Consider the following 25,723-nt stretch of genomic DNA (forward strand, 5'->3'; position numbering starts at 1 on the left):
GATTAAAAAAAACATGAGCAGAAAAAAGACTGTCCTTTTGAGACAGCCTCTTGTTATTTAATTATTATTTTTCAATAAGTTTTTTCTCTACAAATATTTTTAATCTACCTGATGAGACAGTTTCGGAGCTACCTGAGTTATTTTTGATTGTTATCAAGACCTTATTGCCTGGAAAAGCAACGAGCCCTGTAAGCGAGAATTCTTTGAACCGACTCTCGTTAAGTGTAGTCAGTGTTGTGGTAACAATGTCACCAAATTCTGCTTCGGGAAACTCCACATCAATTGTTTGCAGAGCCCCTGCATTAATTTGTCCAAAATTTATATCCAGACTTTTTGTTAAAATATCATCGCTTACAATTTTGAAATCAGCTCCTTCCCACAGGTATCTTTTGGTTTGGGTATTCCGGATTATTGCAGATTCGATATTCTGTAAAATTCCACGAATTATATTAGTATCAGATTCACTATAGGTTTGATGACAATTTCTGATGATGATGTTTTGAATAGATTTCAACAGTAGCTTTCCGATAATATTACAATTATCAATAACAATGTCATCATAAAGATAAACCCCATGAGTCAGGTTAGCCTGGGCACCGGTAATGGCAATAGCTGTAAATTCCGGATTTTCAATACCAAAATCAAACTCACAATTTTTAAGGAAAATCTTGCTTCTTTTTTTAAATCCGGCTTCTGTACCTGTCGCTGCATCATATACCAATAAACCATATTTAATATTTTCAATGAACTGACAATTGATAAACTGGATATCGCGAATGTTGGATCCCACGCCATATCCTTCCATATCCCATCCGTTTCCATACAAAACCCCGTTAAACAGAGCTCCCTGATTTCCTTCTGATGAATTGTCTATTGTATGTCCATTGTAATTAAACCTTGAATTTCTTACAATAAGATTTTTAATACTATCTCCGCTTGCGCCATGCCTTCTGTTTAATTCGCAAACTAATCCGTCAATTTCAATATCAGTCGCTGAAAAAACCGTATCGTCGGCAACACGTAATAAGCTGCTGTAAATCTGCAGACCGTCCGTAGCGCAGTGTATCACTTTACAATTTTTAATTTTGATGTCAGAAACCTTTCCTTTAATGCAGATCCCTTGCTTTCCACCATCTCTTTTTTCTGGGCCTAAGCCTGTATGATCTTTTCTGTTTCCATCAATAGTTACATTTTCAATTCTGATATTAGACTCTCCAACAGTTATACTCTGTTTATAAACCCTTTCGGCATATCTGTCCGCCAGAAAAGGATTGGGATTATTTAAATAGTTAAAATCATTTCCAATGCATAAAACACTTACATCGGATTCGGCAGTACCTATAGATTTTAAATTAAAGTTTCTAAATGTGATATCAGACTTCAGCCATATTGAGTGTACCTCATAGAAACCGTTTTCGCCATCGATAATGGAATATGGAGGCGCACAATCAATTGCTGAATTAATGATCTGGCTCACATCCGTATTGGTCATAAGATGTTTATACCAGGCCATTCTAACCGTACCGGTAATCTGGCGTCTGTAAAAAACACCGCATTCCATTTCTTTATACAATACACCATCACATTTTTCCGGTGTCATAGCAGTTCCGTCATGCCAGATATCTGTTTTTACATAATTGGCTACTTCTAACGTATTCGGATCAATAATTTGAATTTTTTCCATTTTTTTTAAGGTTTTAAGATTAATATTTTATGATGTGTCAAATGTAAATGGGCATGACGACAAAACTAGTCGTAAGATTTTTTTATTGATTAAAAAATCTTATTCTACTAAAAACACAACACAAATACTGATTAAAACGATGGAAACGCAATCTATGGAATTGCGGCGCAGACAATTATTTTGTAAAGATATAATTGAATGATAAAGCCAAAAAACAGCCTATTTTAGTTTTTGATCTCTAAAAAAGAAACAGAGCTCTTTATGCTTTAGTCAGTATTGTGAGATAAGAATCTCCGTCCTGCAATACGTTTTCTGCTTTAAAGCCGTTATTTTCAGCTGCATTTCTTAATGTATCAAAATCCAGATATAACCACTGTATAGGTTCTTCGGATTCGCCTTTGTAATGGACCACATAATCCAGCTCACCATAATATCCGTCTGCAGGAATGTAAACGCCACCATCCTCATCCCGGTCAAACATATATAAAATATCCGTACTGTCAATTAAAATCCGGCCATCCGTATTTAACAATGAATACAGCTTCTGAAGGTAAGCATCGATCCTGGAGAGGCTTTCAAAAATGCCTGTTCCATTCATCAACAATAAAATAGTATCGAAGGTTTCCCCCGAAAATTCAAGCACGTTTTTGCAGATAACATTTTTTACGCCACGCAGCTGGCAGATCTCAATAGATTTTGGGGAAATATCCAGAGCTGAAATATCCAGCTTTTTCACATTTTGAAGATACAAGCTGTGAGAGCCTGCTCCGGCTCCGATATCCAAAACCTTTCCTTCAGTCAACTGGAGTGCTTTCTGCTCGATCTTATTCATCCCTTCAAAGTCCCGAAAAAGATATTCTACAGGAAGCTCATCCAGCTCAGAGATCGAAGTTTCCGTCTGCAAATCTTCAGGATGATTATCATGATAATAATCCCAGATTGCTTTGCCCATTAAATCTTTCATGCCTGATCTTTAAGTTGCCAAAGATACGGGTTTTCTGATAAATAAAGCCCGGACAAACCAGCAATGATTTTAAGATAAAATAGCTGAAGGCCTTTCTATACATCATTTGCCGTGAAGCCCCGGTTTTAAGATAATCGGAGCTTCACTACAATGAAAACAAGGTGTCCTTACACAGCTGGTCCTGCGGCGTCTTTAATATCTTCAATTATTTTTTGTTCTTTTAATCTTCTTCCTGCAATCACCGATTTACCTCTGATCAGCCTCACAAATCTTAAATGCCGGAACCGCTCTTTTCCGAAATGATGGGTAAGAACATATACCAGTATTCCGAGACCAGCCCAGATAATATATCCGAACATTTTCTTACCGGAAATCAGCAAAGCGTTCAGCTGTACGGTTTTAAGGCCTGAAGCCATATTTTGCGGGCTGAATGTCATCCCGTCCATGTAAACTGCCAGGTCCCCTATCGCAACGATCTGGAAACGGTATTGGAACCAGGAATATAATGCTGAAAAAATCCCTACTGTAAGAAAGGTTCTCCAAACCAGCACCAGCCCGATCGCTGCCAGCATCTCATCCACTTCAAGCTTATCAAGAGTATAAAACCATACTGAAATAAAAAGTGAGCACATCCCATACCCTTTGAGAAACATCGGCAAATACCACCTGTCATAGCCAAATTCAGGCACCATTGAAAAATACATCACCATTGCATATCCCACCATTGCAGAGAACCCAGAAAAAATAAACATTTTCAAAGGGATTTCATTCCTGAACCACACTATGGCAAGTATTCCTGCCAGAATAATCCCGGGAATCATCAGAATATTAAGCCTGGCATTGGTAAGCTGATCATATCCCAAAACCCCGACGGCAAAAGTATTCTGAAGAGAGGTAGTCGCCAGGAACATCCCAAGAAACAGCAGCATGAATAATCCGTGCCGCACATTGTTCCTGGAAAATATCCTGAAAGACAAATAGGGCCTTTTCAAATACAGCTGCCTGATCACCAGTAAAGCAAAGCTTATACACGCTGCAAAGCTCATATTGATGATATTTTTTGAGTTTAGCCAGTCCTGCTGCCTGCCAAAGGAAAGAACATATGCCGAGGACATAAAAGCAGACATGAAGAGTAAGATACTCAGCCAGTCGATATAATACAGGGGAACTTTCAGCGCAAAATATTTGTCATGCATAAAAATCCTCTGTATAAAGGCCATAATAGCACATAAAGCTGATATCAGAACAAAAAACTGCTGCCAGTTGTACATTATTGAAACTTCTACGGCATAATAACTGGCAATCTGATTCATGACCAGGACAAAGGTGTAAAACACCCCATAGAACATGCCACGGTTCCCAATCATGGCCATCAGCGGTAAAAACAGTTCAATTGCCACCATCATTTTGAAAAAGCCTATCAGAAGGGAAGTAAAAACGATTATCTGTGGCTGTAACGTGGTTGCATTGATATAATTTAAGATCCCCAAAATGATCAGTACTACAGTAATCTTATCTCTTATTTTAAACCGCATTTTCAACCTCAGAACGATAGGCATACAGGCTCCCATACCAATTGTCGTGGCATAGTTCGCCCAGATATAATATTCTGAAAGCTCGCCCGTACCCCCTACAAGATAACTGATATTTCCGGTGTAAACTCCTCCAAGAGGCATCACCAGGGTCATCAGCAGTATAATCAGTAAAAGCTGGACAGGCTTTGGCACCCAATCATAATATAATCCTTTGTTGTACATGTTTACGATAGATAAGGTTCCATATAACGAGATTTTCACTCCTGATCTTCGCTATCATATCAGAACCTTTTATTTTAAGATTTATACTTTTAATTCACCGTCACATTCATATTCATACCTGCGCTTAGCTTTTCAATATCAGCTTTTCTGTTTAAAGGTGTAAATTCGATCCTTACAGGGATCCTTTGCTGTACCTTGATAAAGTTACCTGTTGAATTATCCGTCGGAACACTGGAATACCTGGAACCAGTTGCCGCTGAAATTGCAGTTACAATTCCTTCAAACTTTTGCCCGCCGAGCGCATCAGCTGTCATTATCATTTTTTTGCCGACTCTTACATCAGGCATCTGGCTTTCAAGAAAATTGGCCGTCACCCACTTTTGCCCGTCAAGAACGATGGTTGCTACCTGCTGTCCCGGCTGGATCAGCTGGCCTTCAGCAATGGTTCTTCTTCCCATCACCCCGTCATAAGGTGCTGTAATTACAGTATAGGAAAGGTTGATCTTCGCCATATCAAGGGCTGCTTTTGTCCTCTTGATTTCGGCATCAATAATACCGAATTTGCTTTTTACCTCAGTCGTGGACAGGCTTGCTGACCGTTTCTGATCAACCAAAGTTTCATAAGCTGCCTTTTGACCATCATATTCAGTTTTCACCTGATCATATTGTTGCCGGGTCACTGCCTCAGCAGCCAGAAGGTTTCTGTATCTGTTCAGATTCTGCTCAGCATTCCATAATCTCGCTTTTGCCCCGGCGATATTGGATTCCATTACATTAACGTTATTTGAAACCGTATTTACGGATGAGCTCGTTGCTGCACGCTGGGCCAGTGCATTTTGATAAGCTGCTTCCGCTTGCCCCAGTTGGGTTAAGATCTCACGATCATCCAGTACTACCAGAGTATCTCCCTTTTTTACCCTCTGGTGTTCTGTAAATTTAATTTCCCTGATATAAGCGGAAACCCTGGTATTGATCGGGTTAATAAATTCTTCAACCTGTGCTGCCTCCGTATACGTTTTATCTCCCATATGAAAATATTCGCATACCAGCCAGTACAATCCGAAACCTATGATAAAAAAAACAATGATATTGGATATGACGGCTCTGATCTTATTTTTTCTTGCTTCCTTTTTCTTATGTCCTGCAGCCGATAAAGCCGGAGCTTCCTGTACATTTTGAATATTCTGTTCGTTGTTTTCCATTTCACTGATTTTAAGTTTTATGATTATAAGGTTCCGGTAGATTTCAGAAGATTATAATATTGGTATAAGACATTGATTTCTGCATTGGCATAATCCAGTTCCGATTGCAGCTTCTGATTCTGGGCGTCAATCATCTCTGCCTGAACTGCCAGCTGGTTTAAATACTTCGCTTCTGTGATCTTGTAGTTTTCTTCTGCCAGCTCTCTGGCATTATTCAGAATTACAGCCTGCTGAATAGCTTCCTGATACTTGGTATAGGCGGCATTTACGGCCATATCCACATTTTGTCCGGCGAGAATTACGGCATCGTTTGCCTGGCTTTTTTGCAGTTCACCCAGCCTGACTCTTTCCTTCGTTTTGTAGAGGTTATCAATGTTATAGCTGAGTGAGATCCCCGTCTGCCAGCCTCCTGAATACATGTCTACAACGGGATTCCTTGTAGTAACCGGCCGCTGCAGGGTATAACCGCCAAAGCCCGCCAGCGCCGGCATCTTATCGGTCTTTATAATCTCTATATTTTTATCGGCAACAGCAACATTGGTTTTTGCTGATCTTAATTGCGGATGGCTGTCGTGGGCAAGATTTAAATAATAGTCCATTCCGATCCCTTCTTCCTTATGTTCCAGATCTTCAACCGGAATAATCTCTGTATCGGCAGGCAGTCCCAAGGCGATATTTAAATTATAGTTAAGGATCTTACGGTTATTGGACAAAGCCAGTATTCCCTGGTCCAGGTTTTTAATTACTAGCTCACCGCGGATGACCTCGTTCCTGGTCACCATCCCCTGATGATAAAATTTGCGGATATTTTTCAGCCGTTCTTCGGCCAGGGTCCTATTACTTTGAAAAACTTTTTGCTGATTCAAGATCTTATAAATATCCAGATAGCCGGATATCGCTAAAAATTTAACATCCTGTTTGTTCTTTTCCAGATCCAGCTCAGAGAGCTGTTCCCGGAGCCCCGCCAGCTCAACAGATTTATTCACCAAACCTCCCTTAAAAATCAGTTGAGTAGCCTGTACGGCATAAGAACTGCCATAGTGAGGTAACGGGATACGGCTTGAATTTGAAAAATCCTTATCAATAGCCAGTCCATCACCCAGATAAAACTGGCTCGCTGAAGCTGTAATAACAGGAAGCTTCTGAAGTTTTACAATATTCGTATTCTGTTTTGCAACATCAATATTCCGGAATGAAATCTTCAATTGCTGATGGTTTTGTACTGCAAGTAAGGCAATCTCATCTGCTGTCATCCGCCTTATCTCCTGTGAAAAAAACAGCATAGGAAATATCATTATCACAAGTGATAAGGCTGTTTTTACATTTTTAATCATTTTACCTTGTTTTACAGGTGCAAAGTTAGTGCGCCCATAATATCAAACAAATGTTTGATTTTTAGAAAAAGATGTTCAAAAGTAAGATTTCAATTCTCAAATTGATTCCGGTACTGCGTAGGGCTGACCTTCATATGCTTTTTAAAAAAATGGGAAAAGGAATATTGGTCACTAAATCCTAAAGATGAGGAAACCGAAGAAACAGGCATTTTGGAGGAATTCAGAAGAACTTTGGCCTCATTCATAATGATCAGGTTAATGATCTGGCCTGCGGATTTCCCTGTAATGGATTTCACTACAGATGAAAGATGTCTGGTTGTAATAGATTGTCTTGAAGCATAAAACTCTACCGATCGTTCTTTATGGTGATGCTCTGCAAGATCGTTAAGAAATATAAAGACAATTTCTTCCTGTCGCGACATCTGGTTCATTGAGTTGCTGTCTTCTTTAGAAATGATTCCGGCCATCTGATAACAAAAAACGGAAAAGAGATGCTTTACAATTTCTTTTTTGTAAAGTATCCCCTCATCAGTATTCAGCACATATTTGAGGAAGTTCACACTTTCCCATACCATAGCCATCTCGCCGGGTTCAAAAGGAACGCCACGGTTCATTTGCTGCCTGAAATAACGGTACGCGATCAGCCTGTTGAATTTCAGTGACAGAGCCGAAATGAACTCTCTTTTATATGAAAGCATCCGCCCTTCAAAATCATCGCTTATTGAAATCATTTCGTACACCGTTTGCGGATCTGCCACCATAAACTTATTGGCGGAAAGCTCCAGATCGCTGAAATGCTGCCGAAGCTTTATTTTTCCGGCTTTTACGAAGATAAAAGCCGGATTCTCAGGACGAAAAGGTTTATCGAAAGCGATTCTCTCGAAAATATTATGTTGAGTAAAAATCTCAACCCCGAACTTTTCTAAGACAGACATAGTACAAAAGTAAGCAATCTCCTCTGCGATTACAAAATTTTACTATTTTAGTATTTTCCAAATCCTGTATTATGAGAAAGATAGATTTATTATTTGCAGAATATGGTGAAAGTCACAGAAATGCAACCAATAAATTAATTCACTGGTTCTGTGTTCCCCTGATATTCTGGACAATTCTAGGTTTTATTTCTCTTATCCCGTCGTCACATTTTTGTGCTTCTTATTTCGGTTGCATGAGCGTTGTAAGCAGTATCACCGTTATTCTGATAACTTTGTTCTATCTGAGGCTGTCTGCATTGATAAGTTTCCTGATGGTCCTGGTAATGCTAATAATGGAACATTTTGCCTATACAGTGAACATCCGCTATGGAACAAGATCGTGGATCATTTACCTTATCACTTTCATCATCGCATGGATTCTTCAGTTAGCAGGCCATAAAATCGAAGGCAAGAAACCGTCTTTTCTTAAGGATCTGCAATTCCTCTTGATAGGCCCTGTCTGGCTTTTAGGTCTTGTTTTAAAAAAGCTGGGGATCAGATATTAATCTTCCAGGGCATATACGGCAAAGCTCGCCAGCCAGTGGTCTCCTCCATAATTTCCCTGAAACAGTAAAGGCAATCCGTTAGCCAGGAACTTATCCGCTGTTCTCTGAAAATCTTTTTTCAAACGGTGATTATCGGGAAGCGCCCTGGCGATCCCTTTCATGCACCAGGCCCTGGAAAAGGATAAGCCAACGAGATGAACCGTCTGATAATCGGTCAGGTCACTCACTACAGGAGCTTTTTCAATATTCTCCAGGCTTCTTTTCTCATAAAAGCCGTCTAGCCATTTTATAAAGTCATTCTGAGGCAGGACCCTCCGCATAAGATCTGCAATTTCGAGGCTTGGGGAAAAGAAATCTGACCCGTCAGGTTCCAGATAAGCAGGAGTATTTTGGTCTTTCAGATAGAAGTATTTTGCTTTTTCCATAAGCTGTTTTTCAAAATCCTTATCCTGATTCGCTCTTGCCCAGTCTATTGCAAAAGCCATGGCAAAGGCGGTATTGGGATGTACCCCCGTTCTGTTCGGATAGGTTTGCTTAGGAAGATAGGCTTTCCAGGATTTTAAGATCTGATCCGTCAATGGCTTCAGATTCATATGCCAGGCTCTGGCTTTCGGATGATCCCAGGTAGCCAGTTCTTCATCCAGCTTCAGCAGCCAGGCCCATCCATAGGTTCTTTCAAATGTATTGGTAAGCTGATATTTGGTAAAATAGTCAGCTTCGGCCTGTAAGTTTTCTTTCTGAAATGAATGGTCAAGAACTTTTTCGATCTCTTTGGCATTGGATAATGTAGGTTTTGTTTTCAGGAGTCTTACCAGCATCCAATGCCCGTGGACCGAGCTGTGCCAGTCAAAACATCCGTAAAAGCTGGGATGCAGATCTTTCGGACTCAGGGGAACCTCAGTTTCATTATTGATGATGTGAGCCGTTTTGTTGGGATATTCCTGCGTAATGCAATGGAGCGGCTTCTCCGATAATTTCATGGCTATTTCATCCGTCAGCCTGGGAACTTCCTGAGCATATAGGAATGATGCCGAAATCAATGCTAAAAAACTTTTTTTCATTCAATAAAAATATAAAATAATTTCTATTTACTCACCTTAAAACGAAAGCGAAATTACCGTGTGAGTATATTCTAAAAACTCCATCTCCTTTTGTATCTTTGAAAAGATCTTGCATTTTTCAAAGACTTGATGAAAAGCTTTTTCGTCAGTTTTCCCAAAGAAACTCACAACTTAAATAACTTCCTAGCAATTTTCATAATTTAGAGTATTGATTCAATACTCTAAATTATTTTTACAGCTATAATATTACTCCTTACAATAGATTGATGAAGACTTTGGAATTGGTTTATGTTCATTAATATAAAAATCTTTTACATCATCTTTCGCAAAATCATCTCCCAATTCATAAGATTTTAATAATGAATAATCTCCAAATTTACTTGAATAATTATTTTTTTTATAAATTGAATCCGTTGGTCTTAGAGATAGGATTCTTGAAATGTCATAATAAGCTCTTCGATAGTTGTGTTTTTCTGCCATTATTATAGCATAATACAAAAATTCTTTATCTCTACCATTAATAGTATATGTTTTGTAACTTCTTATATAACCTAATGTATCACCATTTAAAATTGCTTTATTAAGGTTAGTTTGAAGTTCTTTATCATGGAAATCAAACTTTGGGATTTCAAATCTATTAATACTATCATTATTGACAATTTTATTTATTTGTTTTTCTTTTTTAGCACAGTTGAATAATAAAAGTAATGCTAAAAATAATTTTATTTTTTTCATTTTACTAAGTTCTAATTACTGAAATTTAGGATATTTTTTTAGAAATTCAGAATATGATTGTCTGTTTAAAATTTCTCCATTTCTATAAAAAACAATTGAGCCTAGACCATCCCCTTTATTTTCATTTCTATTAATATTTCTTATTCCTTTTATTGAATTATCATAAGTTACATATTCATCAAAGGCTATTACAGTAAGATTAGGATGTGCTATTGATACCTTTTGGCCAAAAGGTTGATATCTTTTAAGTTCTGGGTAAGACGTTGCAGATCTACAAACATATAATATTAAAATAGGGTCTTTCATTTTATCAACATTTTTCCAATTGCTATTTCTAGCATTCATCACACTATCAAACTTATCTGCATGTTTAATCTCATCTTCACCATTCCATATCGAGCCATACCCCCCATGTCCATAAGCTCTAAAAACTCCATCTCCGGCAGTTCCCTTAAAGAAACTATACATTTCTTTATACTTTTGATAAAATGGCGCATCAGCTCCAGTTTGTCCAAAGAAGTTCACAGGCTCTTCATCGTTTATAGCATAAGAAGCACTTACAAAGCTATAATCCTCAGAATTTGTTTTATACCCTCCATATGGGCTATCTGAAATATCCGTTGAAGTTACACTATTTCCTGATAAATTAAATGAGTAATTTATTCCTGAGAATCCTATTAAGGCACTTTTAAAAATGTTCTGTCCATTTGCTATTCCATTAAAAATACTTCCAACAGCACCCACTACGGAATTTTGAATCATTTTTGTCCCGGTTACACTAATATTTTGTATTGCCCGCCAAATATCTATAACGGGAGATAAATCCCTCTTGAATTAATCAAGAGGGATTTTTTAGATGCTATTAATATATTTTTCTTTCCTATCAAAATTATTTGAAAAGAGAAACAAAGTAAGAAAACACCTACTTTGTATTTTTAGGACAATATATTGATGAAGATTTAGGAATTTTTTTTCCTTTTTCTGTATAGATATAATTTACAGATTGTTTTGCTCCATCATCTCCCATTTCATAGGCTTTTAGCAGACAATACAATTTATATTTACTAACAAATTCCATGTCTGAAGGGTTTTCATAATTATATATTCCCAGTATTGTAGATATGTCAGAATATGCTTGTATATAATTATTTTTTTCAGCCATAAGTATCGCATAATATAGAAACTCTTTTTGACGACCATTGATAATATACTGTTTAGCTGCTATATTATATGCAAGAGTATCTCCTTCATTTATTGCCTTCTTTAAATTTTCATAAAGTTTTTTATCATTAAAGTCAAACTTATCATCTTTGTATGGAATATATTCTTGTGTTTTTAAATTTTCTTCTTCAAGAATATTTTTCAATTCATGTTTTTCTTCTTTTTTAGTTTCTTTTTTTTGGTCTGTTATCTTATTACAAGTAAATAGGAAGAAAATGGCTAAAAATAATACTAACTTTTTCATATGTTTTTATTTAAATGCGGGGTAATGTTTAAGAAATTCTCGATATTCATAGGCTACAATAGCCTTGCCTCCATAATATACTTTAATAATGCCATTACCATCACCAGAACCTTGTCTAAGATTACTATTTTGTATACCTCCTACGCTTGTATCATAAGTCACAAAACCATTAAATGCAAAAACCGTAACATTTGGATGTGCTTTAGATATTTGTAATCCCATGGAATTCTTTTGACCTCGATTGTCAGTACCTGATAAGCAAGCAAACAATATCAAAATAGGATCTTTCATTTTGTCTACATTTTTCCAATTAGAATTTTTAGAATTCATTACAGCATCAAAAGATTTTGCACTTTTTATTCTTTCTTCACCATTAAATAACATTTCAAAATTACCGTGAGAGTATACCCTAAAAATTCCGTCCCCTTTTGTATTCTTGAACAAATTATACATTTCATTAAATTTCTCATGAAAAACATTATCATCATTTTTTCCAAAGAAACTTACAGGCTCTTCATCGTTTATAGCATAAGAAGCACTTACAAAGCCATAATCCTCAGAATTTGTTTTATACCCTCCATATGGGCTATCTGAAATATCCGTTGAAGTTACACTATTTCCTGATAAATTAAATGAGTAATTTATTCCTGAGAATCCTATTAAGGCACTTTTAAAAATGTTCTGTCCATTTGCTATTCCATTAAAAATACTTCCAACAGCACCCACTACGGAATTTTGAATCATTTTTGTCCCATTTGCACTAATATTTTGTATCGCTCCACCAATAGCAGCTCCGGCAATTCCTCCACCAAGAACGGCAGTCCAGGTATGTTTCCAGTCCCACTTTACAGGGTTCCAATTACCATTATTGGCCTGAACGCCATTTAAATAGCTTCCTACCAAAGCCCCAATAAGCCACGCTATAAACTCTCCACTCGGGTCATTATACATCATCGGATTATTCATCACATACCCATACTTATTATAATTCTGGGTATTGGCAGGGTCCTGTATATTCTCATCTGCATTAAGGAATCTTCTTAACAGAGGGTCATACAACCTTCCGTTCATGTGGACAATGCCTACTTCAAAGAAATGTTCATGGCTTGTATAACCACGATCTGTGATTAAACCATACTTTGCTATCATTTTCTCTAATGCAGGTTTTTCGGTAATTATACTTCCGGTATTTAATTGTAAATGGGTAAGGTTCCCCCACGCGTCAAAGTGTCTTTGCTCCAGCTTTTTCCCTTTCTCGTCAGTTATGGCAAGGATGCTTCCCAAATAATCTTTATGCAAGAATTTATAAGAACCTGATGTATCTTTATAATTCTTCAAGTAAATAATATTGCTTTCATAAGGTGTGCCACCAATGTAAAGCATATGCTTTTCTAATTTGGTTGTATTGTCAATAGTCACTTCAAAGCTTCCATCTTCACTATATAATTTTGTGAATTTCCCATACTTGTCCGATGCAAAATTTCCTCCATAGGAAGCTCTCTGTCGCATTGATGTTAATCCATACTCAAAATTTACATCCCCTTTTAGCCCGTCAATGAATATGGGATCGTTATTTTCGTTATAGGCAATGGTCTGAATCAAATCATTGTTATAGTTTTGGGTTCCGGCAGCATTTAAAATCATTCCGGTAGGTTGATAGATCTTAGCAGAATTTTCATACTTCATGGTTCCCACCTGGTCGTTTTCCATGATCCTTCCTTTAACATCGTATGTGTTTCGGTTGGAGGACGGTTTAACCCCTGTTACCGGATCTGTCCAATTGACCAAACGATTATTGTCATCATAATCAAAATTTTCCTCAATATAAAAATCTCCTTCCGTCTTTCTATACTTCAATTCATTCTTTAAAGCATCAAAGGAATATGATATTTTAAGAATATCAGGTTTAACAACAGATGAATGATTGATATTGGTAAAGAACCCATTATTATCATAGGTATTATTAATGCTTACTGCTCCAAGTTTAGAAGTAAGTGCCTGTCCTTTGGCATTGGCTCTTTGCAGTTCCCAAAGAACCATGCCTGTTTTCTTATCCCTTAACTGGTATAGTTCACCATTCCAATCATTATATTTATGCATAATTGTTACTTCAGTAATGATACCTGAAGACGTTAGACTTTTCGTATAAGAACTAACCCTCGACTGAGCATCGTAGAAGAATCCTTTTTCAGCATAGATTTTGCCATTACTGTTTTCAGTCTTCGTTTTTATCCTGCCGTAGGTATCAAATTCAAGGGTTGAACTATAAGCTTTTCCATTGGATGTACCCGATTTAGCAGTAAGCCTGCCTTTAGTATCATACGTAAAAGCCATAGTTTTATTTGTAGAAATCCCATCGGACGATAATTCCGTCTGGCTGATAAGCTGTCCTAGATTATTGTAGGTGTATTGTTTCGTTCCTTTCGGGCTTATTATTTTCGTAGGCTGTCCTAGCCCATTGTATTCATATTTGTATAAGCCGTTAGAAGGGTCATTAAATTGAGATTTTCTTCCCCATGAATCATACCCGGTAGAAACAGTATTCTGCTCATATTTAGCCTGAATTTGCTCTCCTGCTGCATTATAGGAATAGGTTATTGTACCTCCTTTATCGGTGGTGGAGATTGTATTGCCTAATGCATCAACCGTTTTGGTGTAGGTTCTTACATTGCCATTGATCTCCTTAACGGTTGTTGTTAACCCGGAAACCGCTGTTTCCGTTTGCTTACCGTTAAAAGCTGTAGCCGTAACTTTGGCAGGGAACACTGAATCATCATAAACGATAGTATTCCACTGGCTTGGGCTTTGCCCCTCAAAATAAGGCTCGGATTCCTTAATTTTTCTTCCCAATACATCAAACTCAGTTTCTTTGGAGACAAACTGTCCCTGTCCGAAAGCCTTGGTTGTGACTTTATATTCCTGTCCTAGCTTATTTGTGATACTTTTTGATACATCACCATCCGGGCTATACTTCGTAACAGTAATATTAGAATTGCTGTCTCTTTCATAGGTATAGGTGGTTGCACCTTCAAGATTGCTTGTAGAGGAAAGCAATTTACCCCAATGGTCATAGGTATTGGTTATGGTATTGCCTAAGGGGTCTGTCTGGGTTAATACCTGCCCCCAAATGTTGTAATTAAACGAAGATTCCAACCCTAAATTATCTGTTGTCTTTACTACAAACCTTCCGTCTGCATCGTATAATGAAGCTGTAGTCTCGGTTCCGGAATCAATGTTGTTGCTTGTTACTTTTTGGGTAACATTTCCAAAACCATCATAATTAAAAGTATTTAAAATGTACGCCGTATTATCACGATTCCATTTTTTTATAGTTTTTAGAAGGTTACTATCATAGGAAAATTCTTCTTTGCCTGACTTTGTATCACCGTATGCCTGTACCGTTTCTGTTTTCGACTTAACACGTCCTATGTAGTAATCTGATCCTGTTCCTGAAGGATTATTGTAATAATCATAAATTTTGGACGTTACCGCATAGTTGGTGTTAATCTTTGATACATTTTGTACGGGAAGATAATACTGTCCATAAGTAATCGTACTTTCGGCAATTGCCCCTGTTAAGAAATCTTTTTCTTTAGTTGTTTTTGGAAGAATGACAGTAACTATTTTAGGTTTATCCGCATCCGGAACCGTGGTCACTACCTGACCGTTGAGAAGCTTGTCAGTTTGGTATGTTGTAGATTTAAAACTTAATAATTGGGTATTGTTTTCAGAAATATCGGCCGGAAAAATTTTAGATTCATCATTTGTTCTGATAGACCATTCTTTTACAGGTGCTCCCTCATTCAATGGATCGGTTTCGGTTCCTGACCATAGGTTTGTTCTAAGTAAATTGTTTGCAGGATAAACTTTTGAATTCCATGAAGAACTTGCCATTTGTCTAAAACCAATGGTCTTCTTATTGTGTAGATTTATAATAAGCCCACGATAACGAAATTCTTTAAATCTATTACTATTAGGTTGACTTCCACTTTCATAAATACTGGAAACGAATTCTGAATTTACATTCTCTAATTCCATTAATGGATATTGTTCACTTTTTACCGGCTTATAATATATTGCTGAATTATTTGTAGAACCATAAAAAATTGATGTTGTATTTCCTCCCTGTATAATTCTATTAATTGGTCTCTGAAGATTAGAATAATGACCATAATTATTGATACTTCCTTCTGTTTGATTTGATGACCTGTAAATATATAATTGATTCTGTCTTAACCCTAAAATGTCTCTAAAAATAACAGGATAGCTATAATTATCAGTAACGGTCTGATTAGACACAAATTGAATTCTCCCATTCAAATACCCCTGACTTTCACTAACTCTTATTGAAAATGATGAACTTGCTGAAGTGGGTGATGCAATATTATAGCTTGAACTAAAATTTATGATATCAGATTTTCCATCTTCATTTATATCTAAAACTTTGGCTGTAGAATAAGTGCCATTTTGAGAGCTGGTGTAATTTTCAGTCGAATTAAAATCATTAAAATATGGCGTTTTTACAAAGTTTATTCCGGTATTCAGGTTGACAATGTAGTGATTATTAACATTGGTACGTACAAATAAATCAGATAGACCGTCTCCATTAAAATCTCCTATTTGCGCTTGTGAAGAAAGCCCAGAATAATCCGCAGAAAAAACTTCATATAAGCTTAAATTTCCTTGTGCATCTTTTTTCAGATTGTATGCTTTTAGGATATTTCCAGGTACAGACTCTCCATTTATGATAGCAGATACTGTAGAAGAAGATTTTCCAATATCTTCAACTCCATCACCATTAAAATCACCAAATAAAAGATTCTCACTTTTATCAACATAAAATTGGAAAAATGGGAAAGAATTGTCCTGTTGTTTGATTACAAAATATTTACTCTCGTCATAGGTAGATGTTTGCCAGTCATCCTCTGTTGGGAATTGATTACCTGATACAGTACATACTCTATTGGTTATGTTATTATTTTTTTCGATTAAGATTTCAGAGACACCATCTCCATCAATATCATACGAAATAAGCTTTTTTATGGTTGTGGTTTTATTATAGGTACTAAAAGGATTGGAGAAATTACTTTCGCTCTCATCCCATTGATTACCTGCAATAACTTTTGTCCCCACTAAAGATAATGCGTTAGGATACATAATAGATAATCCACTTGAATAATCAATAGGTTGGGATAAATCAATAAGATAATATTTAAAAGTTAAATCTTTTGTCGTGGGATTTATAGAATAAGAAACAAACCCCTGCCTGCTACTTACAGTATTATTAGCATCTTTAATATTAATCGGAATTGCACCCTGATAGACATTCTCTGTACCCAAATAATATGCCGGGCTGTCAAACCCATTTCCTAAAAGCAAATAGTATCCATCCGGACCGATTGTAGGTGATTTATCTACTATAAAATCTGTAATATGTGTTCCCCGAAAATCACCACTCAATTTAAGATCATAAAAATTTTTCCAAGATCCATTAGAAACATATCCGCTATTTGACAGATTTTCCTGCCGGAAAAATTCAATTGGATTCGCAGGCTGATTATCTGCATTATATTCCTGTATTTTTTGTACAAATTGATATTTTGTATTGTCAGATTGATATATTACTTCGTATTTTCTATATTGAGAGTTGTTAGTCCTCACAATAATATTGTTCAATAACTTATCTTGAATAAGGGATATTCCGTTTACATAAGACTGTTCTATAAGTCCCCGAGTAGATGTTGCATTATAAGTAAATCCAATTTCATTATAATGTGGTTTTCCTAAAGTTTCATTTCCTCCCCAATTAATGGAAGAAATTACTGCAACATTAGTTCCTGTATCTTGTAAATAATTATATGTGATATAATTTCCCTGCGAATCTTTCCATTTCACAATATTATATTCTAATGGAGTTCTCGCATTACTATCCCCTGAACTTGTTGCTCCATACCAAGCCTGTGATCCATCTGCAAAGGTGACTTCCCAATATTCTGGTCCTTGCCATGCTTGTCCAGTTACAGCACCAATAGATTTAATTTTTGTATTGGAAAATTTTTCTGTGACATATTCGGCTCCATCTTTTCCATATACCCCGGATTTTAGAACTAACCTTTGTCCGTTAAAATTATAAAAATCAGAATAATCTAATTGAACCCCTCTCATTTCCCCATCCTTTTCAATATTTTTTCCAGCTCTTGAAATCGAAGTAATTCCGGAAATATTCCATCCATAGCCTACAACTCCATTGGATGATCCGCTGGTATAAACAAGATTCACCTGTGGTGCTACGCTTTTTATACCAGGCGGTAAAGCAATTGGCAAAGAAAACTGAAGCTGTCCGGCTCCATTAACGTCAATATTTCCTTTAGTATCATGAAAATACTGTACCGGAGTAGTTTGTGCAAAACCTACCATTGAAATCAAAAGCAGTACAAAAGACAAAAAGGATTTTCGTTTATTGTTATAAAATTTCATAGTTGTGTTTTTGTGTTATCTTTTGGTTATGTTTTTACTAAAAATCCTTCCGTCTTTCAAAGTGAAACGTAATATGTATACCCCCCAATCATAACCTGACATATTAATTTTAAGCTGTTTATTCAAGTCCGGAAAATTTTGCTGCTGAAACTTCCAGTGTACCGTACTATGCTGATACAGTGAAACTGATTCTATAAGTCCATCCACTTCTTCGGACCAATCAATAGTTAGCACATCGTTAACCGGAACGGGATACAAGCGTATTTGCTTCCAAAATGCTTTTTCATCCATTATGAAAGCCGATTTTAATTCTGTTTTCGCCAAAGTTTCTGGCGCCTGTTTTGCATTGGCATCCGGACCACGATACCGTTGATTGCCTGCTTCGTCATATTTGAAGTAGACTTCGGTTGGGAAAACCCCAGGAACCCTATTAATAAAGAAAATAGGGAGAATGCTTTTTTTCTCATAAAGTTTATTTTAAAAATTAGTGATATGAACTTGTAAATTTTGGATAAGGTAAAACCAACGCCAGTGACGATAATAATTTTTGTTTCATTTTGATATGTTTTTGGTAGCTAATATATACATTTAAATTATTCCCTACAATGTGAAAAATAACATAAAAGAAAATGGAATTTTTACGGATATATTCTTATTTACCAAGCCTTTTAGAAGTATCTTCATACTGTATAACTATAAACCATTAATTTTATCTACTTTTAGGATAAGCTAAGGGGAATGGCGGATCATACATAATAAAATGCGAAAGGCGCGGAACTGAAATATCGTTTAAGAAGTACTGCGAAGAATTCTCCAATCCAGAAAGACTCGATCAATCATTTTTTTGTTGTTAAGCTTTTAAAAGCGCATTTTAAGCACGATTTTTGATCAGACTCAAAAAAACTCAATCATGGGAAGACTATTTTTATCCTTATTTTTACTCGTATTTTTTAATTGTAATAAAACGCAACAGGTTTCAGAAGCCGAAGCGGTGATGTTATCGGCCCCAGAACCTCCGTCAAATGTTTCAGAAAAATTAATGCCTGATCCTTCATCAGATAAAAAAACTTCTCCAGCCAAAACAGATACTATCGCCAGAAAGATCATCAAAAATGGTGAAATGACCATCCAGATTGGGGATATTAAAAAGGCCCGGGACCAGGTAGACGGGATATTAAAGAAAAACCAAGCTTACATTCAGACCGAAAAGTTCAGCAATACCGATACTGAAGAAAATCTGAGCCTCATTATCCGCATTCCGTATAAAAATTTTGATGCTTTAATTAATTCCTTTTCAAGCGATGTCGGCTCCGTTATCTCTAAGAATGTATCTTCCAATGATGTGACCGAAGAATATACGGATGTCTCCATAAGGCTGGCCAATAAGAGAATATATCTTGAGAAATACCGTGATATGCTTAAAAGTGCGGCTACCACAAAAGATATCCTTGAAATTCAGGAAAATATCCGTGAGCTTGAAGACGAGATTGATGTTGCCGAGGGCAAACTCCGTTTTATTGATGACCGGGTGAATCACAGCACATTGAACCTCACCTTGTACAGGGAAAAGATAAGAAGCTCCGCAACTTCAAAAATAGGCTTTGGAAACCGCTTTGCGGATTCACTTACGGAAGGGTGGAACAGTTTTGTGAGTTTTTTCCTAGGGCTGATTTCCCTTTGGCCATTTTTACTGATCATACCATTCATCATTTTTGTGTGGAAGAAATGGAAAAGGAGAAATAAAAAGTAGCTTTATATACCGGCTTGTAATACAAGATCCGGATATGATCATGCCCGGATCTTATTATTTTTACGGTTTTACGGTTCTAAACTTTAAAATGTTCTTTCACTGTTTCCAGTACCTGCTCGTCAGACATCTGCTGGGATGTTCCCAATGTTATCTTCAGGTCCCTGAACTGAGCGATATCCTGGAGATGATGTTTCAGTTCCTCCTGGGTAACACCAGGCCCCGTAATATATAGCTCCTGGGTGTTGGTAAGTAAGCGTTCGATTTCTTTGAAGTACTTGTTCCTATTGCTTATTTCGGCATTATTTCCCGCATTCTCACTGGAGTTCCCATGCTGTATTTCTGCTTTTATCGGTTTGCAAAGAAAAAAATCGGAAGCACTCCGGGCATCGTGGTTTTTTACAACGATGGCCTTTTCAGTATCTATCCAGATTCCTGCTAATCTTTTATCAGACATAATTTAATTTTTTTAAGTTATGTCTTAATAAAACAAGAATAATGCAAATTTTACGTTAACGGCTGTTAAATGTAACTTTACACAAACGACAAGTTCATCTGCCCAAAACAAACACTGCCGGGATCTTATGAAGTTCAGGCTGTGACTTTTTCCAGTTGCCGATCTTCTTAGTTTTAATAAATTCATGCTCAGGATCGTTGATGTCAGCAGCTATACAAAGCCTGGTCTCCGGTGAGAGGAACTTGCACAAATCTTCAAAAAGCTGGTTATTCCGGTACGGTGTCTCCATAAAAATCTGGGAATAGCCGGTCTTTTGTACCAGGCTTTCCAGATGAAGCAGCTGCTTTTTTCTTTCGCCTCTTTCTATCGGCAGATATCCGTTAAAAGTAAACTCCTGTCCGTTAAAACCACTGGATATCAAAGCCAGGATAATGGATGATGGCCCTGAAACAGGTATAACCCTGATGCTTTTTTCATGGCACCATTTCACAATAAGATTTCCAGGATCAGCAATACAGGGAAGGCCGGCCTCAGAAAGCAAACCAAAATCCTGTCCTTTCAGCATCAATTCCTGAGCATCCTTGATATCGTCATTTTCAGTGTATTTATCCAGCAAAAACAGCTTCAGATCGGCCTGCTTTTTCTCCGGAGCGAAGAATTTAATGATCCGCCTTGCGGTTTTCTCGTTTTCTACAAAGAAATAATCCGTCTGCATTATATAATCCTTCAGAACAGGAGAAAAATGAGTGATCGGCGTATTTTCCGATAGATAAGCTGGAAGTAGGAAAAGCATGAGTAGAGAATTATCAGTTATGAATTGTCGCGAGTAAGCTTAAGCTGATGCGCTATCTTATTGCAGCCATCATCCAGAATCCGGAAAACATTTTCAAAATCATCCATATCACCCCAGTATGGGTCAGGAACCTCCGCATTTTCATGATTTCCCGCAGCTTCCAGGAACAAAAAAATCTTCTGTCTCTGTTCTTCATTTTCTGCTTTTGAAATCACATCTTCAAAGATATCAATATCCATACAGTAGATCCGGTCAAAATTTTCCAGATTCGATTTTGAAATGGGCCTTGATACCTGTCCTGAAATATCGATCCCGTGATTGGCAGCAGTCTTTATAGCTCTTTTATCCGGATGTTCGCCTTCATGCTGGGAGATGGTCCCTACGGAATCTACGAAAAAATCTGCGGGAAGTTTTGTTCTCATAATTCCTTCTGCCATAGGGCTTCTGCATATATTTCCGAGACAAACCATGAGTATTTTCATAATAACTTTTCAAAGATTAAATTAAGTATTCGGATTATCAATAGCTTCAGCTTTTCAGCAAAGCTAAATAAAAAAATGAAGAATAAAAATTATTCTCCATTTCCATTATTTCAATAAACTATTAGTGCTTGATACGTTCTGTAAGCTCTTTTACATATTTTTTTACTTCCTTGTCAATTTTAGAAACATCTTTTATGGTTTCGCAGGCATACATTACGGTTGAATGATCTTTTCCTCCCATCTCTTCACCGATTTTAGTAAATGTGGCATTGGTGAACTCCTTGGCAAAGTACATTGCCAACTGCCTTGGAAGGGCGATTTCTCTTTTCCTTGTCTTGGATAAAAGCTGCTCTCTTTTGATCCCGAAATATTCACACACGACTTCCTGGATGTATGGGATATTAATGATTTTCTTTTGATTAGCAGCAATTTTGTTAATGGTTTCTTTCAGTAGATCAAGGCTCAGATCCGACTTATAGATCGTGGAATAGGCAATAACGGAATTGATGACCCCTATAAGCTCTCTTACATTGGTTTTTGCTTCAGAGGCCAGAAAATCAAGCATATCTTCTGTAAGTACAATACCGTCCCTGCTCAGTTTATCAATGATAATTTTCTTACGGGTATCATAGTCCGGAGATTTGATTTCTGCGGAAAGTCCCCATTTGAAACGGGAAACAATTCTGTCCTGAATATCCATGATATCTGCGGGTGCTTTATCTGATGTCAGGATGATCTGTTTACCATTCTGATGCAGGTAATCAAAAATATGGAAGAAGCTGTCCTGGGTTGCCGATTTTCCGGACAGGAACTGGATATCATCAATAATCAGGACATCCACCATCTGGTAGAAATTGGCAAATTCTGTCTGCTTATGGGCTTTCGCAGCGGATATAAACTGCTGGATGAATTTTTCCGAAGAGAGATAAAGAACTACTTTATCGGGAAACTGGTTTTTAACTTCCAGACCTACAGCCTGGCCCAAATGGGTCTTCCCTACTCCATAGCCTCCATACAAAAATAAAGGGTTGAATGCCGTTGCTCCCGGTCTTTTTGCAATAGATTTTGCCACGGTAGCGGCAAACTTGTTGCTTTCCCCTTCTACATAATTGTCAAATGAAAAATCTGATTTCAGATTAGAATCGATATTCACTTTTTTTATTCCCGGCACTACAAAAGGGTTCACAATATTGGATGAAAAGCCTTGTGGCATGGTTTCCTGGATTTTCGGAGTAGGAACACTTTTCCCTTTCATATTCATGGTAACGGGCTTTTCTAAACCGGCAGGCTTATTTTCCATTACAGAATACCATAATTTCACTCCTTTTCCTATATTTTTCTTCAGGGCAGCAGAAAGAAGAGAAAGGTAATTATCTTCAATATATTCCTTGTAAAAATCACTCGGAACCATCAATGTAAGGTTATTATCAACCAATGAAATCGGCTGAACTTTATCAAATAGCAAATCGAAAGATTTTTCAAGCTTTTTCAAATCAGAATTGTCTTCAGCTGCATTCAGATTATCCCACATGAACTGAAGGCACTTCTGCCATATCAACATTAAATTTTCATCCATATTATGCCCCGATTAAATTCTTAGTTAGTATTTTTTTGTAGAAGGAAGACAAAGGTCTAATTTTTTATTTTTAAAAAAAAATATTGCGGGTATTGATTATTTAAAAATATATTTGTATGTATAATTTAACAGTAAAAATGATACACACAACTCATTCAATACGAGTGCTTTACGGAGAAACAGACCCTATGAAATACGTATATTACGGCAACTATGCCGAGTACCTGGAAGTCGGCAGGGTTGAACTTTTCCGGAGCATAGGAATGCCATATAATGAGATTGAAAACCAAGGAATTTGGCTACCGGTTTCGGAGTATAAAATTAAATATTTACGTCCGGCTTTATATGACGAAGAACTGGAAATCCATACCTATGTAAAAAAAATTCCGGGAGTAAGAATTGAGTTTGAATATGAAATTTACAATGGAAAGCATATTAAAATAACTGAAGCCTCTACCACCCTCTTTTTTTTAGATGCCAAAACAAATAAAATCATCAAATGTCCGGATTTCTTAGTAAAGCTTATCGAAGAAAACTGGAAGCCTGAATAAAACACAAACAATATGAAAATCGCATTTCTTGGCCCTCAGGCAAGCTTTACACAGCTTGCCGCCACACAACTTTTCCCTGAGTATAAACTTATCCCACAGGCTAATATTTTGGATTGCTTCCATGCCGTTGAAAACGGGGAAGCGGACAAGGCAGTGGTTCCTCTTGAGAACTCAATTGAAGGAACGGTTTCCATGACTCTGGACTTCTTATATAAAATACCTTCCATAAAGATTGAAGCTGAAGCCGTAATGCCCATTGCCCACCACCTGATGATTCATCCCGGAAATAATCCCGGAAGTATAGAAAAAATATACTCCCATCCCCAGGCTTTGGCCCAGAGTTTCCATTTTCTGGACACCCACTACAAACAAGTCCCAAGGCTTGATTTTGCCTCTACGGCTGCAGCGGCACAGTATGTCTCTGAAAACCCGGAGCTGAAGCTGGCTGCGGTGGCCAATCAGTTTGCTGCCAATTTGTACGGCTTACAGATCATCAACCACAACATCCAGGATTTTGAACAGAATCATACCAGATTTATCATTATATCCAGCCAACAGACCTCTTATATGAATGACCATCTTGAGATCTTAGGAGAAAAATCAGGCTTGCTGGTCACTCTTCCTGAAGATCATGCAGGAGGGCTTCATCAGGTTTTATCGGTTTTTGCCTGGAGAAAGATGAATTTAAGCAAGATAGAGTCCAGAACCCTGAAAACCGGCCTTGGAAAATATTTCTTTTTCATCAATGTCGAAGGCAAATGGGAAAGCATTCTGCATGAAAACGCCCTGGCAGAGCTCAGATCCATTGATGCAGAGGTAGACTTTCTTGGAAGCTACAAAGAATTTCTATTGAAAAGCTAGTACTTTAATTTTCAAATACTTATTTCAAAAAAAGCATTGAAAAGCGCATATATTATGCATAACATAATAATTTAAAGACAGCCAATTACAAAAAAACTCAAAAAAGACAATTAAATTTGTGTAATGCATTCATATTAAATTATTATACGTATATTTACTAAATATATAGTATTATAATTAATGATATGATCATAAAAATTAACATTAATTTAAATATTTATCAATGCAAAGATGCGTAATTTGTTGCCTGTAAAGTATTGATTAATAAACTATCTAGAAAACCATTAACAATTAATTTTTTAAACATGAAAACAAAATTTTACAGTCTAGTATTATCACTGGCCGCACTCCCTTTTTTTTCACAGCAAAGTGGATGGGTAGGTATTAACACTCCTATTCCCACAGCATCATTAGATGTTAACGGTACATTAAAGGTACATGATATGCCTTTGGTTACTGCCCTTCCAGGTTATCAGATCATGGCAGTGGATGAAGCAACTTCTCAGGTATCAAAAATTGATTCGAACGCCTTTTTCAGTGCTGTGAATACAAATGCATCTGTATATGCCGCAAAAAAGACCTCCGGAATCAGCCTTGTTAATCTTGGAGTATTTCCTTCAGGGTTCAGATCTATAAACTTCCTTACAACCGAAAGAACCGTAGGGGCGGCTTCATTATTCTCTGATTCGGATAATACTTACACCATCCCGTCAACAGGAGTTTACGCGATCAGCTATTCTTTCCGTTATGGTACCGGGCTACAGGCAGCATTATTATCTTCATCTCCGGGTATCGGAATCCTGAGAGACAGAGCCGGTGTAGGCACCATGATAGACACGCGTTCTTTCAGCGGAGCGAATCTTGGATTGGTAAGCTTGACCATTTCAGAAGCAAGCATCAATGCTCTTTATATGTTCCAGGCAGGAGATAAGGTCAGCTTTGGACTTACAGGCACCTCAGCATTGGAACTTGGATTATTAGGTTCAAGTACGGCCGCGTTCTCCATCTATAAAGTTTCTAACTAAAAAGGACATTTAAGTTAACCATTTCACACAAGTCAATCCATCATACCGTGTATGATGGATTAACTTGTTTAA

General features: G+C 37.1%; 22 protein-coding genes. 5 read left to right on the plus strand and 17 right to left on the minus strand.

What is annotated here, in order from left to right:
* Positions 1-64: 64 nt before the first annotated feature.
* The 6 genes from ABMQ40_RS11480 to ABMQ40_RS11505 all read right to left on the minus strand — a co-directional run bounded on the left by ABMQ40_RS11480 (position 65) and on the right by ABMQ40_RS11505 (position 7,876).
* Complete coding sequence (locus ABMQ40_RS11480; protein WP_370899681.1) at positions 65-1,684, minus strand: right-handed parallel beta-helix repeat-containing protein; 1,620 nt, start codon at positions 1,682-1,684, stop codon at positions 65-67.
* 259 nt (positions 1,685-1,943) lie between these two features.
* Positions 1,944-2,648: a class I SAM-dependent methyltransferase gene (locus ABMQ40_RS11485; RefSeq protein ID WP_370899683.1), complete on the minus strand. Its 705-nt coding sequence runs from the start codon at positions 2,646-2,648 to the stop codon at positions 1,944-1,946.
* A gap of 167 nt (positions 2,649-2,815) precedes the next feature.
* Positions 2,816-4,444 (minus strand): efflux MFS transporter permease, encoded by a 1,629-nt coding sequence (locus ABMQ40_RS11490; protein WP_370899685.1) that lies wholly within the window; start codon positions 4,442-4,444, stop codon positions 2,816-2,818.
* A 50-nt stretch (positions 4,445-4,494) separates the two neighbouring features.
* Complete coding sequence (locus ABMQ40_RS11495; protein WP_370899687.1) at positions 4,495-5,607, minus strand: HlyD family secretion protein; 1,113 nt, start codon at positions 5,605-5,607, stop codon at positions 4,495-4,497.
* Positions 5,608-5,630: 23 nt separating this feature from the next.
* Positions 5,631-6,941 (minus strand): TolC family protein, encoded by a 1,311-nt coding sequence (locus ABMQ40_RS11500; RefSeq protein WP_370899689.1) that lies wholly within the window; start codon positions 6,939-6,941, stop codon positions 5,631-5,633.
* 89 nt (positions 6,942-7,030) lie between these two features.
* Positions 7,031-7,876: a helix-turn-helix domain-containing protein gene (locus ABMQ40_RS11505; RefSeq protein ID WP_370899691.1), complete on the minus strand. Its 846-nt coding sequence runs from the start codon at positions 7,874-7,876 to the stop codon at positions 7,031-7,033.
* 71 nt (positions 7,877-7,947) lie between these two features.
* Here ABMQ40_RS11505 and ABMQ40_RS11510 point away from each other — a divergent pair, with 71 nt between their 5' ends.
* Positions 7,948-8,421, plus strand: a complete 474-nt coding sequence (locus ABMQ40_RS11510) for an Mpo1 family 2-hydroxy fatty acid dioxygenase (RefSeq protein ID WP_370899693.1) — start codon at positions 7,948-7,950, stop codon at positions 8,419-8,421.
* On the opposite strand, the gene ABMQ40_RS11515 is transcribed toward ABMQ40_RS11510, so the two are convergent.
* The 7 genes from ABMQ40_RS11515 to ABMQ40_RS11545 all read right to left on the minus strand — a co-directional run bounded on the left by ABMQ40_RS11515 (position 8,418) and on the right by ABMQ40_RS11545 (position 18,626).
* Positions 8,418-9,482: a DUF2891 domain-containing protein gene (locus ABMQ40_RS11515; RefSeq protein ID WP_370899695.1), complete on the minus strand. Its 1,065-nt coding sequence runs from the start codon at positions 9,480-9,482 to the stop codon at positions 8,418-8,420. The genes ABMQ40_RS11510 and ABMQ40_RS11515 overlap by 4 nt on opposite strands.
* Before the next feature lie 246 nt (positions 9,483-9,728).
* Positions 9,729-10,217: a hypothetical protein gene (locus ABMQ40_RS11520; protein ID WP_370899697.1), complete on the minus strand. Its 489-nt coding sequence runs from the start codon at positions 10,215-10,217 to the stop codon at positions 9,729-9,731.
* Between the two features lie 15 nt (positions 10,218-10,232).
* Positions 10,233-10,979 carry a hypothetical protein gene (locus tag ABMQ40_RS11525; protein ID WP_370899699.1) on the minus strand — a complete coding sequence of 249 codons (747 nt, stop codon included), beginning with the start codon at positions 10,977-10,979 and terminating at the stop codon, positions 10,233-10,235.
* A 160-nt stretch (positions 10,980-11,139) separates the two neighbouring features.
* Positions 11,140-11,682, minus strand: coding sequence for a hypothetical protein (locus ABMQ40_RS11530; protein ID WP_370899701.1), 543 nt, complete (start codon positions 11,680-11,682; stop codon positions 11,140-11,142).
* Positions 11,683-11,688: 6 nt separating this feature from the next.
* Positions 11,689-18,159 (minus strand): RHS repeat-associated core domain-containing protein, encoded by a 6,471-nt coding sequence (locus tag ABMQ40_RS11535; protein WP_370899703.1) that lies wholly within the window; start codon positions 18,157-18,159, stop codon positions 11,689-11,691.
* A 15-nt stretch (positions 18,160-18,174) separates the two neighbouring features.
* The gene (locus tag ABMQ40_RS11540) at positions 18,175-18,450 is read right to left on the minus strand and encodes a T9SS type A sorting domain-containing protein (protein WP_370899705.1); all 276 of its coding nucleotides are present in this window, start codon (positions 18,448-18,450) and stop codon (positions 18,175-18,177) included.
* A 14-nt stretch (positions 18,451-18,464) separates the two neighbouring features.
* On the minus strand, positions 18,465-18,626 hold the full coding sequence (locus tag ABMQ40_RS11545) for a hypothetical protein (protein WP_370899707.1): 162 nt from the start codon (positions 18,624-18,626) through the stop codon (positions 18,465-18,467).
* A 443-nt stretch (positions 18,627-19,069) separates the two neighbouring features.
* Here ABMQ40_RS11545 and ABMQ40_RS11550 point away from each other — a divergent pair, with 443 nt between their 5' ends.
* A complete protein-coding gene (locus ABMQ40_RS11550) occupies positions 19,070-19,909 on the plus strand; it encodes a DUF4349 domain-containing protein (protein ID WP_370899709.1) in 840 nt (279 codons plus the stop codon).
* A 76-nt stretch (positions 19,910-19,985) separates the two neighbouring features.
* On the opposite strand, the gene ABMQ40_RS11555 is transcribed toward ABMQ40_RS11550, so the two are convergent.
* The 4 genes from ABMQ40_RS11555 to dnaA form a co-directional block, all read right to left on the minus strand.
* Entirely contained in the window at positions 19,986-20,363 is a 378-nt protein-coding gene (locus ABMQ40_RS11555; protein WP_370899711.1) for a hypothetical protein, read from the minus strand.
* Positions 20,364-20,457: 94 nt separating this feature from the next.
* Complete coding sequence (locus ABMQ40_RS11560; protein ID WP_370899713.1) at positions 20,458-21,156, minus strand: SAM-dependent methyltransferase; 699 nt, start codon at positions 21,154-21,156, stop codon at positions 20,458-20,460.
* Between the two features lie 17 nt (positions 21,157-21,173).
* Positions 21,174-21,638 (minus strand): low molecular weight protein-tyrosine-phosphatase, encoded by a 465-nt coding sequence (locus ABMQ40_RS11565; RefSeq protein ID WP_370899715.1) that lies wholly within the window; start codon positions 21,636-21,638, stop codon positions 21,174-21,176.
* A 121-nt stretch (positions 21,639-21,759) separates the two neighbouring features.
* Positions 21,760-23,214, minus strand: a complete 1,455-nt coding sequence (dnaA, locus tag ABMQ40_RS11570; RefSeq protein WP_370899717.1) for a chromosomal replication initiator protein DnaA — start codon at positions 23,212-23,214, stop codon at positions 21,760-21,762.
* 137 nt (positions 23,215-23,351) lie between these two features.
* Between dnaA and ABMQ40_RS11575 the strand changes: the two genes are divergently transcribed.
* The 3 genes from ABMQ40_RS11575 to ABMQ40_RS11585 all read left to right on the plus strand — a co-directional run bounded on the left by ABMQ40_RS11575 (position 23,352) and on the right by ABMQ40_RS11585 (position 25,651).
* Positions 23,352-23,765, plus strand: a complete 414-nt coding sequence (locus tag ABMQ40_RS11575; protein ID WP_370899815.1) for an acyl-CoA thioesterase — start codon at positions 23,352-23,354, stop codon at positions 23,763-23,765.
* A 12-nt stretch (positions 23,766-23,777) separates the two neighbouring features.
* Positions 23,778-24,626 (plus strand): prephenate dehydratase, encoded by an 849-nt coding sequence (gene pheA, locus ABMQ40_RS11580; RefSeq protein WP_370899719.1) that lies wholly within the window; start codon positions 23,778-23,780, stop codon positions 24,624-24,626.
* Positions 24,627-24,931: 305 nt separating this feature from the next.
* Positions 24,932-25,651, plus strand: a complete 720-nt coding sequence (locus ABMQ40_RS11585) for a hypothetical protein (protein ID WP_370899721.1) — start codon at positions 24,932-24,934, stop codon at positions 25,649-25,651.
* Positions 25,652-25,723 lie beyond the last annotated feature (72 nt).

This window comes from Chryseobacterium gossypii (genome assembly GCF_041361455.1).
Taxonomy (GTDB): domain Bacteria; phylum Bacteroidota; class Bacteroidia; order Flavobacteriales; family Weeksellaceae; genus Chryseobacterium; species Chryseobacterium gossypii.

Bases quoted from the DNA above. Each gene is read 5' to 3' on its own strand.
- ABMQ40_RS11480 (WP_370899681.1), bottom strand. From the start codon at position 1,684: ATGGAAAAAATTCAAATTATTGATCCGAATACGTTAGAAGTAGCCAAT.
- ABMQ40_RS11485 (WP_370899683.1), bottom strand. From the start codon at position 2,648: ATGAAAGATTTAATGGGCAAAGCAATCTGGGATTATTATCATGATAAT.
- ABMQ40_RS11495 (WP_370899687.1), bottom strand. From the start codon at position 5,607: ATGGAAAACAACGAACAGAATATTCAAAATGTACAGGAAGCTCCGGCT.
- ABMQ40_RS11500 (WP_370899689.1), bottom strand. From the start codon at position 6,941: ATGATTAAAAATGTAAAAACAGCCTTATCACTTGTGATAATGATATTT.
- ABMQ40_RS11505 (WP_370899691.1), bottom strand. From the start codon at position 7,876: ATGTCTGTCTTAGAAAAGTTCGGGGTTGAGATTTTTACTCAACATAAT.
- ABMQ40_RS11510 (WP_370899693.1), top strand. From the start codon at position 7,948: ATGAGAAAGATAGATTTATTATTTGCAGAATATGGTGAAAGTCACAGA.
- ABMQ40_RS11515 (WP_370899695.1), bottom strand. From the start codon at position 9,482: ATGAAAAAAAGTTTTTTAGCATTGATTTCGGCATCATTCCTATATGCT.
- ABMQ40_RS11520 (WP_370899697.1), bottom strand. From the start codon at position 10,217: ATGAAAAAAATAAAATTATTTTTAGCATTACTTTTATTATTCAACTGT.
- ABMQ40_RS11525 (WP_370899699.1), bottom strand. From the start codon at position 10,979: ATGATTCAAAATTCCGTAGTGGGTGCTGTTGGAAGTATTTTTAATGGA.
- ABMQ40_RS11530 (WP_370899701.1), bottom strand. From the start codon at position 11,682: ATGAAAAAGTTAGTATTATTTTTAGCCATTTTCTTCCTATTTACTTGT.
- ABMQ40_RS11535 (WP_370899703.1), bottom strand. From the start codon at position 18,159: ATGAAATTTTATAACAATAAACGAAAATCCTTTTTGTCTTTTGTACTG.
- ABMQ40_RS11540 (WP_370899705.1), bottom strand. From the start codon at position 18,450: ATGGATGAAAAAGCATTTTGGAAGCAAATACGCTTGTATCCCGTTCCG.
- ABMQ40_RS11545 (WP_370899707.1), bottom strand. From the start codon at position 18,626: ATGAGAAAAAAAGCATTCTCCCTATTTTCTTTATTAATAGGGTTCCTG.
- ABMQ40_RS11550 (WP_370899709.1), top strand. From the start codon at position 19,070: ATGGGAAGACTATTTTTATCCTTATTTTTACTCGTATTTTTTAATTGT.
- ABMQ40_RS11555 (WP_370899711.1), bottom strand. From the start codon at position 20,363: ATGTCTGATAAAAGATTAGCAGGAATCTGGATAGATACTGAAAAGGCC.
- ABMQ40_RS11560 (WP_370899713.1), bottom strand. From the start codon at position 21,156: ATGCTTTTCCTACTTCCAGCTTATCTATCGGAAAATACGCCGATCACT.
- ABMQ40_RS11565 (WP_370899715.1), bottom strand. From the start codon at position 21,638: ATGAAAATACTCATGGTTTGTCTCGGAAATATATGCAGAAGCCCTATG.
- dnaA (WP_370899717.1), bottom strand. From the start codon at position 23,214: ATGGATGAAAATTTAATGTTGATATGGCAGAAGTGCCTTCAGTTCATG.
- ABMQ40_RS11575 (WP_370899815.1), top strand. From the start codon at position 23,352: ATGATACACACAACTCATTCAATACGAGTGCTTTACGGAGAAACAGAC.
- pheA (WP_370899719.1), top strand. From the start codon at position 23,778: ATGAAAATCGCATTTCTTGGCCCTCAGGCAAGCTTTACACAGCTTGCC.
- ABMQ40_RS11585 (WP_370899721.1), top strand. From the start codon at position 24,932: ATGAAAACAAAATTTTACAGTCTAGTATTATCACTGGCCGCACTCCCT.